The 14,785-nt window shown below is 39.1% G+C and carries 16 protein-coding genes and 1 pseudogene; 15 read left to right on the forward strand and 2 right to left on the reverse strand.

The window, feature by feature from the left end:
* Nucleotides 1-113 precede the first annotated feature (113 nt).
* Nucleotides 114-1,389 (reverse strand): annotated as a pseudogene (locus AC1TPB_RS02330) (IS110 family RNA-guided transposase).
* Between the two features lie 733 nt (nt 1,390-2,122).
* On the opposite strand from AC1TPB_RS02330, the gene AC1TPB_RS02335 reads away from it, so the two are divergent.
* From AC1TPB_RS02335 to AC1TPB_RS02385, 11 genes are all read left to right on the forward strand, one after another.
* Nucleotides 2,123-2,407 carry a hypothetical protein gene (locus AC1TPB_RS02335; protein WP_482074993.1) on the forward strand — a complete coding sequence of 95 codons (285 nt, stop codon included), beginning with the start codon at nt 2,123-2,125 and terminating at the stop codon, nt 2,405-2,407.
* A gap of 410 nt (nt 2,408-2,817) precedes the next feature.
* Nucleotides 2,818-3,429: a hypothetical protein gene (locus AC1TPB_RS02340; RefSeq protein WP_482074994.1), complete on the forward strand. Its 612-nt coding sequence runs from the start codon at nt 2,818-2,820 to the stop codon at nt 3,427-3,429.
* 178 nt (nt 3,430-3,607) lie between these two features.
* A complete protein-coding gene (locus AC1TPB_RS02345; RefSeq protein WP_482074995.1) occupies nt 3,608-4,492 on the forward strand; it encodes a hypothetical protein in 885 nt (294 codons plus the stop codon).
* A 745-nt stretch (nt 4,493-5,237) separates the two neighbouring features.
* A complete protein-coding gene (locus AC1TPB_RS02350) occupies nt 5,238-5,516 on the forward strand; it encodes an HU family DNA-binding protein (RefSeq protein ID WP_482063533.1) in 279 nt (92 codons plus the stop codon).
* Nucleotides 5,517-5,679: 163 nt separating this feature from the next.
* On the forward strand, nt 5,680-5,901 hold the full coding sequence (mtrB, locus tag AC1TPB_RS02355; protein ID WP_482063650.1) for a trp RNA-binding attenuation protein MtrB: 222 nt from the start codon (nt 5,680-5,682) through the stop codon (nt 5,899-5,901).
* A gap of 192 nt (nt 5,902-6,093) precedes the next feature.
* Entirely contained in the window at nt 6,094-6,624 is a 531-nt protein-coding gene (locus AC1TPB_RS02360) for a hypothetical protein (protein WP_482074996.1), read from the forward strand.
* A gap of 118 nt (nt 6,625-6,742) precedes the next feature.
* Nucleotides 6,743-7,600 carry a heptaprenyl diphosphate synthase component 1 gene (locus tag AC1TPB_RS02365; RefSeq protein WP_482074997.1) on the forward strand — a complete coding sequence of 286 codons (858 nt, stop codon included), beginning with the start codon at nt 6,743-6,745 and terminating at the stop codon, nt 7,598-7,600.
* Nucleotides 7,597-8,313 carry a demethylmenaquinone methyltransferase gene (locus AC1TPB_RS02370; protein ID WP_482074998.1) on the forward strand — a complete coding sequence of 239 codons (717 nt, stop codon included), beginning with the start codon at nt 7,597-7,599 and terminating at the stop codon, nt 8,311-8,313. The genes AC1TPB_RS02365 and AC1TPB_RS02370 overlap by 4 nt, the downstream gene beginning before the upstream one ends.
* Before the next feature lie 54 nt (nt 8,314-8,367).
* Nucleotides 8,368-9,342 carry a polyprenyl synthetase family protein gene (locus AC1TPB_RS02375; protein WP_482074999.1) on the forward strand — a complete coding sequence of 325 codons (975 nt, stop codon included), beginning with the start codon at nt 8,368-8,370 and terminating at the stop codon, nt 9,340-9,342.
* A 32-nt stretch (nt 9,343-9,374) separates the two neighbouring features.
* Complete coding sequence (gene ndk, locus AC1TPB_RS02380; protein WP_482075000.1) at nt 9,375-9,818, forward strand: nucleoside-diphosphate kinase; 444 nt, start codon at nt 9,375-9,377, stop codon at nt 9,816-9,818.
* A 22-nt stretch (nt 9,819-9,840) separates the two neighbouring features.
* A complete protein-coding gene (locus AC1TPB_RS02385) occupies nt 9,841-10,620 on the forward strand; it encodes a CheR family methyltransferase (protein ID WP_482075001.1) in 780 nt (259 codons plus the stop codon).
* Nucleotides 10,621-10,740: 120 nt separating this feature from the next.
* Here AC1TPB_RS02385 and AC1TPB_RS02390 read toward each other — a convergent pair whose 3' ends face one another.
* Nucleotides 10,741-11,256: a hypothetical protein gene (locus AC1TPB_RS02390; RefSeq protein ID WP_482075002.1), complete on the reverse strand. Its 516-nt coding sequence runs from the start codon at nt 11,254-11,256 to the stop codon at nt 10,741-10,743.
* Between the two features lie 374 nt (nt 11,257-11,630).
* On the opposite strand from AC1TPB_RS02390, the gene AC1TPB_RS02395 reads away from it, so the two are divergent.
* From AC1TPB_RS02395 to aroH, 4 genes are all read left to right on the forward strand, one after another.
* On the forward strand, nt 11,631-11,756 hold the full coding sequence (locus AC1TPB_RS02395; RefSeq protein ID WP_482075003.1) for a hypothetical protein: 126 nt from the start codon (nt 11,631-11,633) through the stop codon (nt 11,754-11,756).
* A gap of 115 nt (nt 11,757-11,871) precedes the next feature.
* On the forward strand, nt 11,872-13,041 hold the full coding sequence (gene aroC / locus AC1TPB_RS02400) for a chorismate synthase (RefSeq protein WP_482075004.1): 1,170 nt from the start codon (nt 11,872-11,874) through the stop codon (nt 13,039-13,041).
* Nucleotide 13,042: 1 nt separating this feature from the next.
* On the forward strand, nt 13,043-14,140 hold the full coding sequence (gene aroB / locus AC1TPB_RS02405) for a 3-dehydroquinate synthase (RefSeq protein WP_482075005.1): 1,098 nt from the start codon (nt 13,043-13,045) through the stop codon (nt 14,138-14,140).
* Nucleotides 14,140-14,508: a chorismate mutase gene (gene aroH, locus AC1TPB_RS02410; protein WP_482075080.1), complete on the forward strand. Its 369-nt coding sequence runs from the start codon at nt 14,140-14,142 to the stop codon at nt 14,506-14,508. The genes aroB and aroH overlap by 1 nt, the downstream gene beginning before the upstream one ends.
* Nucleotides 14,509-14,785 lie beyond the last annotated feature (277 nt).

The raw sequence follows: 14,785 nt of genomic DNA on the forward strand, positions 1-14,785 counted from the left end.
GGCCGGTAATCCTAACGGTACGGGTCTATGCCCTTTTGTTGAATGCAATCCGGTACTCCGTGCAATCTTAAAATCCTGCGAATAAGCCAGTTTTTGTGCTGTGCGTGTAATGATTAAGAAGCCTGTTTCATAGGAAGAGCTCGATCCGGTTCGTAAGCTTCACCACTACGAGCTAGGGCAACCAGAATGCGGGCCAGTTTACCACAGAGCTTCATCACTGAACGCATGGGCTTCATACTTTTTGTCTTTACATTCAGTTCGTGCTGTCGTTTGAATGTTTCATCGTTCATAATGAGAGCCATAGTTGCCATGAACAGGGCATGCCGAAGCCTTGGTCGGCCACGTTTACTAATGGACATCTGGCCTTTCCACTTGCCTGAGCTTGCTTCAGCTAGGTTGAGACCGGCATGACGCAACAACGCATTGCCATGTGCATAACCACTGAGATCGCCAGCTTCACCTAGAATGCCGGCAACAGACAAGGTGCTCATCCCCTTCATTGCGAGAAGAGGCTTAGCTAGTGGAATATGGGCTAGGACAGTCGCTACTTCTTCCTCAATGACCTGTAGCTGCTCCATAGCCAGATCATATTCTACCAGAAGCTGTTGTATATGAAGTTTATAGGCTTTTTGGGCATGCTTTGCACCGACCGAGCGAGCGAGCTGCCAATGCTAGTAACTCACTAGCTCTGCGTTCACCGCTATGCCGTTTCATGACTGTTTTCCAGCCTTCGATTACCTGTTGAACAGTGAGTTTATTAAGATCAGCAGGCGTTGGAAAGAGACGCAATGTAGCGAGTGAGCCAGATCCAATGAGGTGCTTGTATACCTGCCTTAGCTCCGGAAATACAATATCGACCCAGCGATGAATCTGATTCTTAACGCTGACAAGTCGATGGACGATTGTCTCCCGGTTGGCCATAAGCACTCGTAGTTCTATGAACACTTTACTAGTTTCTTTAATGACAGTGTAGTAGCCGTTTTTCACCATGTCGGCGATAACCAAGGCATCCTTAATGTCGCTTTTAGAGGGAGTATTGTCTCGGTTTTCCTTATTCTTTTTGACGAGATGGGGGTTTACTAGCACTGTCTCGTGGTTTCGGTCCTTGAGCCAGGCAGCGAGGCTGAGCCAGTAATGGCCAGTTGGTTCCATACCGATGATGGTGTCGTTTAGATGATTGGCTTTTTGGATATCTTTCATCCACCGCAGCAATTGACTATAACCGACTTCGTCGTTAGAGAAGTGAAGCGGAGGACCGAGTGAGATACCACGGAAATTGACAGCACGAGCAACATGAGATTGCTGAGCGATGTCGATTCCGACGACAAGGTGCTGGATAGAAATGCGTTCTAGTAGTTGATTTTGTTTGGCTTGGGCTTTAAAATTCAAGATAGAGCGACCTCCTTAAGATGGCTAAAGGGCTATGACCCGTGACTACCCTATCGTAACGGAGTCGCTCGTTTTATTGCAAAGTGTAAATTTAACGCTCTACAGGAATCCTAACGGAGAACGATAGTAGAATAATACACATTGATGAGCAGGTGCTTCGGTATCCTGCTATATTTATTAAGTTAACGGGCAGGATAGCATAGTTACTTCTCGAATACTATACAAATAAAGTATAAGGTGGTGCAGGATTGAACTTTATTTTCATAGCCTTTTCTTTAATCATTTCAACGATATTATCTATCCTTATAATAAGAAACAGAAAAAGAAAATGGCAAGGTATGTTATCAGCCATTGTCATAAACGTGTTAATTTTGGGATTAGCATATTGGTTTCTGTACAACTTAGACGAGGAATCAAGATTGTTTGGAATTGATTTTCATAGTCGATATACATTAGTAGCTACCATCCCAGTAATAACTTGGATTAACTTCATTATTCTCTCTTTTGATAGAAAAAGGGGAGTAAGAGCAAAAGTATAAAATGCTATTCCATTTTTGTTGTATTCTGTGATTTGTTAATCGAATTCAACTAACGGGACACGATAGGGGAATCAAACAAGGAGTAGTTTGCCACAGCAGCAACTCCTTGTTTTCGTTAAGCTAACTGGCAGGATTGTAGAGCAAATTATAGAATGTTTTTACTAGATAGATTGCCAAATAAGGTGTGATAAAAGGTGGAAATAAGTACCAATAATTTAACTGAAGTAATTAACAATTGGGATCCTATCGATCTGTTAGCCGGAGGTGCTCCACAGAACGAGTATGATATTGAGATCAATCAGATTGCACAAAAGTCAATAACATGTACAAATGAAATAGAACTAGCAAAACTAATATACAGAGTGTTCAATGATATGATGGGTGTGAAGCTAGACCATCTAAGTTGCTTAAATCAGGCTTTTAAAATAACTGATCGTAATAACAATAAATCATTGAACTCCCATGGAAGAACTCATTAACTTCTATTATCTGTGGTGCGGCGCTTGCGCTGCATGCATGACTAACGGAGAACTATATTGTCTCATAACATTTAAGATAAGGGTGAGTTCAATAAGCATTCATCATTTTGAAGTACTAGTAAGTCGGTTTATGAACAAGGAGTTTGGAATTGAAGGACTACAGAGCAGGTTATATACCGCTTTGATGCCGGACAAGTTTTGTGAATAATTTCCAAATCAAATTAGTGAGTTAATTAATGAATTAGAACTTATTTTATATACTCAACTAGAGTCTGACCATTTTCATTTAGCAAGTAAATTACTGGAAACCTATATTGGTGTTTTAAAGAATTAGGATTGAACTAATGGGTAGATTAGTCCAAAAAAGGTTCTGACCATTATTAATTGGGGGAATTTGCAAAAAAAGACGGATGGTGGTGATTCTTCTGTACTTAGAGAAGGTTGAAGAGCATGAAGTACAGCTATTGGTCAAACAATTTGGAACATTAGCTGTTCATGAAGAGGAAAACCCTAATCATTTTTTCAATCACATAGGAGTATTAGATGTGTTTGACCACTGCTTGACGGAGCAGGAAGCGTCAGAACTACTGACTTCTTTTGAAGAGCATAATCTCGAATATGAAAAGAATTTTATTGATTTTTTTCAATTGGTATACAAAACAAATAACACGACCCAAACAATTTATGTAGATGTTCGTTTTCCTTTTGAAGATGGATCGCCTTATAAAAAAGCAGTCATTAAAACAATTTTAAAGAGATTAAATGATTCGGAAACCCTAACATTCTGGGAATTTTTGAGTTACAAATCCACTTTATATAAAATAAATGATTTCAACACTCTTGCCTTCGTTGTAATGTTATCTACAAGGGAATTATGTTTTTCTAATTTCTATTTTTCTAATCTCGAAGCAGTGTTTTTGGGGAACTATGATTTAAGCTTTCCATTATACTGCAAAGATAATGAAAACTTTGAGAAGTTCAAAAAGTTTGCACATAAAGCTGGACTTCACATTAGAGAATAATAATTGGCGTTAAGCTAACGGGACACGATAGTTCAATGCCATCAAGTAGCCTTTTCTCAACTAACAGGCAGTTTACTATGGTATATGTCACCAAGGCAAAATATCATTAAGTGATCAATATTTACAATAAATATACTAAAATCAACAAATAATATTGTTTAAGGGAGAAGAGAACATCATGGTGCATTCCTATGAAATACCGCCTTTGCTAGAAGAGATCATGACATGGGAGAAGGAGATCAATCAAAAAGTTCCTTACTTGGAGACACCAACGGGATATTTTCTGCAATTCGATCCAACCGATAACGGCGGGTACAGAAGTTCTCCAGCTGACACGATAATATTCGCACATACAGGCATGGATGGTATTCATTTTTCCTTCTTAACGGAGTTCGGTTCCGTGACAGATTTAAGTTTGGCTCCTATTATTCGCGTAGATCCTATGGATTTTGGAAATTGTGTGAAAATAGTTGCCCAAAATATTAGAGACTTTTTCGCCCTTCATTTTTCAGATCATGAAGGTCTTCTGCTGAACGATTTTGAATCTAAAGAACGCTACCTGACCTATGTGAAAGACCAGGAAGACGACGACGAGGTGAGCGAGTATTTCGACAAGAAGAAGTGGCAACAACAGAAGAACGAAGTGCGTGACCTCGCTAAGCTGCGATTCGGATTTCAGCCCATCCTTGACGGATACACCTATATGCATGAGATACGACTAGCACGATTGAACGAACTGATCGTGACCACATCTGATAGTTTAGGGATCACAGTTCGGAACACATCAGTTGATAGCCTAAATAAACCGGTCCTTCACCCGTGGCACATGAAAGAAATCCCTAATTGGGAATTAGAACAGTTAAAATCCTATATTGCTAGTGCGGAGCAAACAGCCCTTCTTGGTTTTATTCGTGACTGTCAGTTCCAAGGAGTGGATGATTACGAAGTTATCCAAGCGATCTGCGACCAGCTTATTTCGTTTGGTTTGCCTTTGGAAGCCAAACGGCTAGCGTCCTGTATGGACATGTCTTCATTGAGCGAACGGGGAACATTAGCTGAATAAAGAAACTTCATTATAGGAAAAATCATATTAACTATTTTATTAAGGGTGGTTACTATCAATCAAGAAAACTTAACTTGTAAAGCTTGTGGAAGTACTACATTTACTAAAGGTGAAGTGAACAATGAGTATGCTAGAGTCAAGCCCATTGGAAAAATATTCACTTTTGGATCCCCAGTTATATATACATTTTGTAAAAAATGTGGGGAAGTAGCATCAATTAAAATTACAAAACCAGAAAAATTTTGAGCCCACAAAATGGGCTTTTTTAGACTTCACTAATGAGCAGCATGTGTCTACTCTGTACTATTCGTCGTACCATAGCGGACACCAGAAACCTTATTTGCTGTGTATGCCTCTATTATCGAACCTAACGGACACAGACGCACTTATTCCACACTATTTGATGCATTTTGGCCCCTTTAAGGACGAATAACGGCTTCTATGTCCGTAAGAATGCCGTTCGACCCTAAAAATCACAAATTACTGCTTACAACATTACTAATCAGAAAAAAACAATGAAATTTCGTGGAATTTACAATTAATTAGTTCTAAAGTTCCTAGTACATTAGATGCATTAGCGTTATGCTCAATAAATGTGATTTAGTTTACTTCCCACTTGTAATTGTCTTTTTGCTGTATTACTATAGTTTTATTGCGAAAAAGGTATATATTTCAAAAAAACAGGTCAATATGAGGAATAATAAAGTACTCAATAAAGGAATGCCTATTTTAAGGAGGTGAAACAATGAACAAAACAGATTTGATTAACCAAGTTTCTGAGCTTTCTAGTCTTTCCAAAAAAGATGCTGGTAAAGCTGTAGATGCAGTGTTTGAAGCAATCGGTGAAGCATTACAAGGTGGAGATAAAGTACAACTTGTTGGCTTTGGTAACTTTGAAGTGCGTGAGCGTCAAGCTCGTAAAGGTCGCAACCCTCAAACGGGACAAGAAATCGATATCGCTGCAAGCAAAATTCCTGCATTTAAACCTGGTAAGCAACTTAAAGAGTTAGTTGCTCAACAATAATTTGCAATTTAGAGGCTACTTTTCGTATATTCTGTATACTGAGAAGAAGCCTCTTTTTAATAGTAAACACTATCTTTTCGAGCTAAGTATTGCACAATAGAGTTGATTCTAATATAATGCTTTGAGGTAAACTAGATTGTCTTCAAGAATGCGAGGGAATGAGATGGAGCAACAGGCAAGTGATTATGTAGTAATTAAAGCCAAAGATCAAGGCGTAACCGTAATGGGGCTGACAAGAGGTCAAGATACTAAATTTCATCATACTGAAAAACTTGATAAGAATGAAGTACTTATCTGTCAGTTCACTGATCATACATCCGCAATTAAAATTCGCGGTAAAGCTACCGTCTTGACGAAATATGGTACCGTCCATACAGATGAATAGAATGACTAGAAATATCGCATCCCAATAGATGACATCCATGTCTCTGTTGGGATTTTTCTATGAAAATGAATATTGCTCGTACTACTACCGTACACTATAGATAAGCTGCACTAGAGCTTAAGCTTTCGATGCTACTTTTTATTTACTGTAAATATCTTAAGTAGTCAATAAAAAGTTTTGGGAGGTAGTAGGTTGAGGCATATGAAGGGCTTATTGCTAGGATCGATGATAACGTTAATCATTAGTCTTATTTTATATTACAGTATGATGCATACGAATGAAGATTCATATAATCAGCTATCGGTAAGCGCGGGAGTGCATGTGAAGCAGGTGACGTTGAATAATGACAACATCGTTGATATGATCAGTAACAATATAAATACAGATCATTTATCTAAAGTTAGTTTGAATAGACATGTTCTGGAGGTAGTACTCTCAGTCGATGATAACCAGACAGCAGAGCAACTTGTCTACGCTGAGTTTCCGCAGTTTGTTTCTTTTGCATTTGAACGTACATTGAATATTGAACAGTTGAAGATAAAAGTGATGAAAAATCAACTCAATCGTAACGATAGTGTCATAATTTTGACTTGTAATCTGTATCGTAATGATGCATGGTTAAAGAATGGAAGCGGGCAGCTGAGAGAGCTGCAATGGCTTATTGACCCTGACTGGGAGCAAAGACTACGGATCAAAAAGACGATTTATTGGCAGCAGCATTAGAGACTCTAGTGAGCCGATCCAATTGCAAATAACCTTTCTAGGAAACAAATCATATTTGTGTTATAATGATTAGCATTGTTATGCGGATATAACCTAATTTTGTACGGAGGCTTCATAGATGAAAAAATACTCTGTAGCGGATGCGGCAGAACCATACGTAAGCTACGATATGATCCACGCTCATACTGAACTACCGTCGTATTCGGAGCCTAGATTACAGTTGTTATATGCTGTATTAGCGCAATCTAAAGAGACGAGAGAACGTAGTGAATTATTTAGTCTTGTGACGGCTTTAGTTCAACTTGGTATGGATACGCATGATCTTGTTGACACGGAGACTGGACAACGAACAGAAACGCAAATGCGTTCTAGACAATTGAAGATTTTGGCGGGAGATTTCTTTAGCGCGAGATTTTATCAATTGCTTGCTGTTAAAGGTGAAATTGAATTGATTTCCATATTAAGTAAAGCGGTTGCAGATGTTAATCGTTTGAAAATTTCTTTCTATACAGCAGCTGAATCGGCTTCATTAACGGCAGAACATTACTTAATGAACAGAATATCGCTGAAAAGTGAATTGTTTGTTCCATTTCAAAAATATTTGAGTCAGCCTATTGCGAAGGTATGGAAAGAATTATTACAACAAGTTACGGCCTTTGAAGTAATGCACGATGAGTTGGGAAATATTTTCGGAGCTGGTGGATACGCTCGTAGTTTTGCATATTGGAATTTACATAATAAGGTTAATTCGATTGAAGAAAAGAAAATGCTACAACAGAATAGCTATAAATTACTAGTAGACAAATACCATGTACGTAGCTATATGCTTGATTATTTACATACAGCTTATGAAGCGGTAATTAGTATACTTGAAGCAGAGCAGCTTATAGAACTTAAGAACGAATTTGCTCAGACAGTTGAATATATGAAACATCAACTTGGTAATTTTTCGATGAAAGAAGTTGAAGCACAATGATTAGTAATAACTTAAATGATCCAAAAAGCCATGTTCATGATCTATTTGAGACCATTGCACCGAAATACGATATGATGAACGATCTAATGAGCTTCGGACAACATAAAGTATGGCGTAAAAAGACGATGAAGATCATGAACATGCAAAGGGGTCAAACGGCACTTGATCTATGCTGTGGAACTTGTGAATGGACGATTGATCTTGCCAAAGCAAGTGAATCTGGTCACATAACAGGGCTTGATTTCAGTGAGCAAATGCTTGCAGTAGGACGCCAAAAAGTAGCTGAAGCTGGATTGGGTCAACAGATTACACTTGTGCAAGGCAATGCGATGGAGCTTCCGTTCGAAGATCATTCGTTTGACTATGTAACGATTGGATTTGGTCTAAGAAATGTACCTGATTATGAACAGGTCGTTGCAGAAATGCTTCGAGTTGTGAAGCCAGGTGGGCAAATAGTTTGTCTTGAAATGTCCAAGCCTCAGGCGCAACCATTCAAATTCATGTACTACTTATATTTTGAAAAAATGGTTCCCTTGTTAGGAAAAATGTTCGCGAAGCAGTTCGCCGCTTATAAATGGCTTCCAGATTCACTGAAATTATTTATGGATGCTAAAGAGTTACGTCAGCTATTTGAGAAAGTTGGAGCTGTTAATGTTTTTGTCAAAAACTTTTTCTGGGGTGTAGCAGCATTGCATATCGGTAGAAAAAACTAATCATGTTAGAAGCTATGTTATATAGTAACCTAGAGTAATTCAAAAGGTGAGATCATGAAACTATTAGAAATATACGCCAAGATGAAGGGCGACATTAACAAAATAGAGAATGAGCTAGAACGAGTTGTCACGGATGAGCAGCCGCTATTATCTGAGGCAGCACTCCATTTACTCAAAGCTGGTGGGAAAAGAATTCGCCCAGTTTTTGTTTTGCTAGGTGGAAAATTCGGTGCGTATAACTTGAATGAACTGAAGACGGTGGCCGTAACGTTGGAATTAATCCATATGGCTTCGCTTGTTCATGATGATGTTATTGATGATGCCGAGACACGCCGAGGTCAGCTGACTGTAAAGTCCAAGTGGGATAATCGCATTGCGATGTATACTGGTGACTATATTCATGGAAAAGCACTTTTACAGATTTCACAAATTCATAATAAAGATGTACATACGATGCTTTCAAAAGCACTTGTTCAAATGTGTATTGGAGAAATGGAACAAATTCGTGATTTTTTCAATACTGATCAAACAGTACGCAACTATCTCTTACGTATTCGTCGAAAAACAGCATTATTGCTTGCTATCAGTACGCAATTAGGTGGTATTGTTGCGGGCTGTACACCACAGCAATATAATGCGTTATATCGTTATGGCTATAATGTGGGGATGGCGTTCCAAATTATTGATGATCTTCTTGATCTATATGGTACAGAGAAGCAAATCGGTAAGCCGCCTGGGTCAGATATGCGCCAAGGAAATATAACGTTACCTGTTATTCTTGCACTTCAGGATGATGATATTCGTGATGATCTATTAATCGAAATTCGTAATATCCATGCGAATGGAGATGCAGCTAACACAAAAAAAGCAATTCAGCTTATTCGTAATAGTAAAGGAAGTCAATTAGCTGAGGAGATGGCAAATCGATATATTGCGAAAGCACTTGCGGTACTTGAAGAACTGCCTTCGATCCCAGCCAAGAAGAACCTTATTGATATTGCTCATTTTGTAGGGAAACGCAATTATTAATATACCGCCTACTAGCGGAAGGGGCCTATACTGTGGAGAAAACGTTTTTAATGATTAAGCCAGATGGAGTACAAAGAGGTTTGATTGGTGAAATTGTATCACGTTTTGAGAAGAAGGGGCTACAACTTAATGCCGCTAAATTCATGATGATATCCACTGAACTAGCGGAAACACATTATGGTGAGCATAAAGGGAAAGTATTTTATGAGCCATTGCTCAAATTTATTACTTCAGGTCCTGTGTTTGCAATGGTCTGGTCTGGTGACAATGTTATTGCTTTGTCGAGAGCTATGATCGGTAAAACGGATGCTGTGGAAGCTTTTCCTGGTACGATACGTTCTGATTTTGCGGTCCATACTAATTATAATCTTATTCATGGCTCTGATTCTCCGGAAAATGCAGAACGAGAGATTCAATTGTTTTTCAATGAGAACGAATTGATACAATTTGAGCATACGATTCAACGCTGGATTTAACATGAGCTTTGGAGGTTAGGTTATGTCAGAAGATTTGGATTTTTCTAGATTTATAGAACAAATTAAGAAGAAAACCGATATTGATCTTTCTTTATACAAAGAAGCTCAGATGAAAAGACGTCTAACAACATTACGGACGAAACATGGTTATAATACATTTGATGCTTATTTTCAGGAGCTATCAAAAAATCGAGTGTTGCTAGATGAATTTCTTGATCGGATGACCATTAATGTTTCAGAGTTTTGGAGAAATCCACAGCGTTGGGAAACGTTGCGAGCTAAGTTTTTGCCTGAGATGATTCAAGCTCAAAGTCGCTTGAAAATATGGAGTGCAGCTTGTTCTACGGGTGAAGAGCCTTATACGCTGGCAATGATATTAGATGAACTACATGCACTGCAAAAGACGCAGTTGTTAGCAACAGATCTTGATGCAGGCGTAATAGCTAAAGCAACGCAAGGCTATTATCTTGATCGTTCTATTCGTGATGTTCCGCAAATATTTCGTGGAAAATATTTTCAAGAAGACGAGGGCGTTTACTCCATCGTTGATTCATTGAAAAAAGCGGTCCATTTCAAACAACAAAACTTATTGTTCGATACATTTGATCGAGATTTTGATCTGATCGTTTGTCGTAATGTGATGATCTATTTCACGGAAGAAGCGAAGCATGAGTTATATCATAAATTCGCAAAAGCATTGAAAAAAGGTGGCATCTTGTTTGTCGGAAGCACGGAACAAATATTTACGCCATCGCAGTACGGATTCGAGACGGTGGATACTTTCTTTTATCGTAAAATATAGTAGTGAATGAGCACTTATACTATTTTATTAAAAAGTGAGCTAGAGGTGATCTTAACAGATCCTCTAGCTCATTTTTTATATTATTGAAAAGATGGTTATGCTCATAATTGTAAGTTTCCTTTATAAGTAAGCACCATTAGCCTCGGGTAATGCTTTGAATTCATCACTTTCGGTAACGATATCCCATATGAAAGTACGTAATTCAAGAAAGTGCTTCGCATCTTCTGTTAGCTCACAAAATTGCCCTGACCAATAATATGATTTTTCTTCGCTATCGATCGAAATTTTCCATGTATCCTCGGAATACGGAATAACATTACATTGATTATTACTGATGAAATCCTTTGTTCCTAAAACGTTGAGACTCTTCATTTCCTCATAGATAAGATACAGTTCTTCATCCGTAAAGGAAAAATTTGTTTCTGCAATTCCATCAATTATGAGATCTTTAATAACAGTATCCGTGTAAGTATCGATAACATTTTTGCTGTTGATTCCAAATTGGACAGAAAATGCGAAATCATCAGGTACTTGTTCAGGCATCTGTTTTGCTATGACAGTGTTGGCTGTACTATGGTTTGAAGTACAACCCGTTAACATTAATGCGAGTAATATACATATGGAGTAATATCTCATATTTTATCTCCTTCCGAATGTAAAAAATATACAGTATGTTAACAGTATAACGTGACAAAGTTAATAAATGTTGCAAGCCGAAGCCAATGAAACATCACCCAGAACGTGTACGGCACAAGTACACAAGCGAACCTCAGCACGAAGCTTATAATCGAGGTTCAACAACCGTACTTCCAGAGTCGAGTCGAATAAGCAATGAATTCAATGAAACATCACCCAGCAACGTGTACGGCACGAGTACACGAGCGGTCAATGTCAAGCTCGAAGCTTAAGCAAGATTTTTAATCATGCAGCTTAATCACGATGTTTAATCACGAAGCTTAAAATAGAGGTTCAAAAAGCGGGCTTTCAGAATCGAGCAGGTGGAGTGCTACTTGAGAAAGACGGAAGCGCAAGTGTACATGATTACGTACACGCGAACCGTACTTTCCAAGTTCATTCCAGATGCGACGTCGAGTACGCTACAACGCATCACTTCGTTATCAAAGCCCGCTTTTTGAGCTACATTGCTATACGCTTTCTTGTCAAACTAGCAGTGCTGTACTATAATAAGCAAAGATGTTTACGGCATGTAATGGAGAGCAGGAAGTTCTGCTTGTGAAGGAGGAACTAGTGTTGAGTTTACGATATTTGACAGCTGGGGAAACCCATGGGCCTCAATTAACTACGATTATTGAAGGACTACCTAGTAATTTGAGCCTTGATTTCGAGGAATTGAATTTCCAATTACAACGTCGTCAAAAAGGTCATGGACGTGGTCGCCGGATGCAAATCGAACAAGATACTGCTAACATTGTTGGTGGTGTACGTCATGGCAAAACTACAGGTGCTCCAATAGCGATTGTTGTAGCGAATAATGACTGGACACATTGGACTAAAGTGATGAATGTTGAGCCGATTGAAGGTAACGATGAAACAAAACGTCGTGTTCATCGTCCTCGTCCTGGACATGCTGATCTGAACGGTGGCTTGAAATATAATCAACATGATCTTCGCAATATTCTTGAACGCTCCAGTGCTCGTGAGACAGCAGCTCGTGTTGCTGTTGGTGCCGTTGCACGTCAATTTCTTGCTGAATTCGGTATTAAAGTAGCTGGTCAAGTCATTCGTATCGGTGAAATTGAAGCTCCACCTAATCAACTTCCTGTTGACGAACTTATTGCTCTAACAGAAGAATCTTCCGTACGTGTTGTAGATAAAGCTACTGAAGAAAAAATGACAGCTTACATAGATCAAATTAAACAAGAAGGCGATTCGATCGGTGGAATTGTAGAATGTATTATTGAAGGCGTTCCTATTGGTCTAGGAAGTCATGTTCAATATGATCGCAAGCTAGATGCTAGAATTGCACAGGCTGTCGTTTCTATTAACGCATTTAAAGGTGTGGAGATCGGAATTGGTTTTGAAGCTGCGAAACTGCGTGGCTCACAAGTGCATGATGAAATATTGTATACTGCTGAAAAGGGCTATCATCGCGCAACGAACCGTCTAGGTGGTTTTGAAGGCGGGATGACCAATGGTGAGCAGATTGTTGTAAGAGGTGTAATGAAGCCGATTCCAACATTGTATAAGCCACTACGCAGCGTTGATATTGATACAAAAGAACAATTTACTGCACAAGTTGAGCGTTCTGATAGCTGTGCCGTTCCTGCTGCAAGTGTAGTTATGGAGCATGTTGTGGCATGGGAAGTCGCTCGTGCTTTTCTTGAAAAATTCGGTGGGGACTCTATGGAAGAGATTCATGCCAACTATAATAGTTACAAAGAACAATTGGAGAGATATTAATATGCATAAACTAATGGTTGAACTTGGTGATCGCTCGTATCCAATCTATATTGGAGCAGGTCTGTTAGACACGGTAGCTACTTATTTCTCAAATCATGGTATTAGTAAAAAATCACCGCTTATGATCGTTACAGACGAGAATGTTGCTGCTAACTATCTTGATCCATTAGTGCAATCGTTAAGCGCGGATGGTTTCACTGTTGTTACTGCAGTCGTAGCTGTAGGGGAACAGTCTAAGTCGCTTGCTAATCTAGAGCTACTAGTCGGGATCGCTTTGGAGGGTGGACTTGATCGTAAGTCGACAATCGTTGCGCTTGGCGGTGGTGTAGTAGGAGATCTAGCTGGTTATGTTGCAGCAGCTTATATGCGCGGTGTGAAATTCGTTCAAATCCCGACTACGATTCTAGCTCATGATAGTAGTGTTGGAGGTAAAGTAGCCGTTAATCATCCGCTAGCGAAAAATATTATTGGTGCTTTTCATCAGCCTGAATTCGTATTGTATGATTTGAATACGCTGCAAAGCTTACCTGATCGTGATGTGAAATCAGGATTAGCGGAAGTTGTGAAGCATGGCTTGATCTGGGATGCCGAATTCGTAGACTGGTGTATCGCACATGCTGATAAATTGGTAGCGAAGGATGCTGAAAGTCTCGGTTATGCACTATATAAAGGCTGTAGTGTAAAGGCTCAGGTCGTATCGCAAGATGAACGAGAAAATAGCTTGCGTGCTATTCTTAATCTCGGACATACGATCGGTCATGCACTTGAAGCTGTAGCAGGCTACGGTGAGTTAATGCATGGTGAAGCAATAAGTATTGGGATGATTGGCTCAGCAAAGCTTGGCGTTCGTTATGGCGCGTCAGAAGAACTTCTACGCATTACGACTTTAGCGCTTGAAAGCTGTGGTTTGCCAACATCTATTAGCAGTCAATATGATACAGATGAAATATTAGCTGCAATGATGCATGATAAGAAGTTTTCAGAAGGAACAACAGTGTTTGTTGTGCCAACAGAAATCGGGACAGTAGAAATTAAGCCTAACGTGCCTGTAGAATGGGTACGCGAAATTATCGAAGAGCTGAAGCAGGAGGACAAATGATGAACGTACGTGGAATACGAGGAGCAGCAACAGTAGAGTTTAACGACGCTGCACTTATTAAAGAAGTTACCCTAGAGATGGTTAAGGATATCGTCAATCAAAATAATGTAAATCCAGCAGACATTTCCTGCGTATTTATTACAGTTACGCAAGATCTTGATCAAGCATTTCCAGCGCAAGCTATTCGCCAATTACCAGGGTGGGAGTTAGTTCCACAGATGTGTGCACTAGAAGTTCCTGTTAAAGGGAGTCTTGAAAAATGCGTGCGTTTAATGGTTCTAGTCAATACGGACAAAACGCAAGCAGAAATTCAACATGTTTACAAAGGCGGAGCGATTGCACTTCGTCCGGATTTAGCGCAAAAATAAGATCATTGACATTATAATATTTATTAAGATATAGTAGTAGCTAGATGAGAAGATTTTAGATGAGATAGGTTTTATCGAGAAGAGATGAGATGAGCGTAGGAAATAAGATGAGGTCAGACGAGTTGTAACAATTGTAATGACAGAGAGCTGTCGTTAAATTGTATGCACGAACGTTTGTCGATAATTGCTTATTTCTATTTCATACTTAATTTCGATGGCTCCTGCTCTAATAGCAGGGGCCTTTTTTGATAAATATAACTAATTTCTTATCCCAAAA

The organism is Paenibacillus sp. Y951, from assembly GCF_056786395.1.

Excerpts from the sequence above, each read along its gene's own strand:
- AC1TPB_RS02340 (WP_482074994.1), top strand. The coding sequence starts at position 2,818 with ATGGTGGTGATTCTTCTGTACTTAGAGAAGGTTGAAGAGCATGAAGTA.
- AC1TPB_RS02345 (WP_482074995.1), top strand. The coding sequence starts at position 3,608 with ATGGTGCATTCCTATGAAATACCGCCTTTGCTAGAAGAGATCATGACA.
- AC1TPB_RS02350 (WP_482063533.1), top strand. The coding sequence starts at position 5,238 with ATGAACAAAACAGATTTGATTAACCAAGTTTCTGAGCTTTCTAGTCTT.
- mtrB (WP_482063650.1), top strand. The coding sequence starts at position 5,680 with ATGGAGCAACAGGCAAGTGATTATGTAGTAATTAAAGCCAAAGATCAA.
- AC1TPB_RS02365 (WP_482074997.1), top strand. The coding sequence starts at position 6,743 with ATGAAAAAATACTCTGTAGCGGATGCGGCAGAACCATACGTAAGCTAC.
- AC1TPB_RS02370 (WP_482074998.1), top strand. The coding sequence starts at position 7,597 with ATGATTAGTAATAACTTAAATGATCCAAAAAGCCATGTTCATGATCTA.
- AC1TPB_RS02375 (WP_482074999.1), top strand. The coding sequence starts at position 8,368 with ATGAAACTATTAGAAATATACGCCAAGATGAAGGGCGACATTAACAAA.
- AC1TPB_RS02385 (WP_482075001.1), top strand. The coding sequence starts at position 9,841 with ATGTCAGAAGATTTGGATTTTTCTAGATTTATAGAACAAATTAAGAAG.
- AC1TPB_RS02390 (WP_482075002.1), bottom strand. The coding sequence starts at position 11,256 with ATGAGATATTACTCCATATGTATATTACTCGCATTAATGTTAACGGGT.
- aroB (WP_482075005.1), top strand. The coding sequence starts at position 13,043 with ATGCATAAACTAATGGTTGAACTTGGTGATCGCTCGTATCCAATCTAT.
- aroH (WP_482075080.1), top strand. The coding sequence starts at position 14,140 with ATGAACGTACGTGGAATACGAGGAGCAGCAACAGTAGAGTTTAACGAC.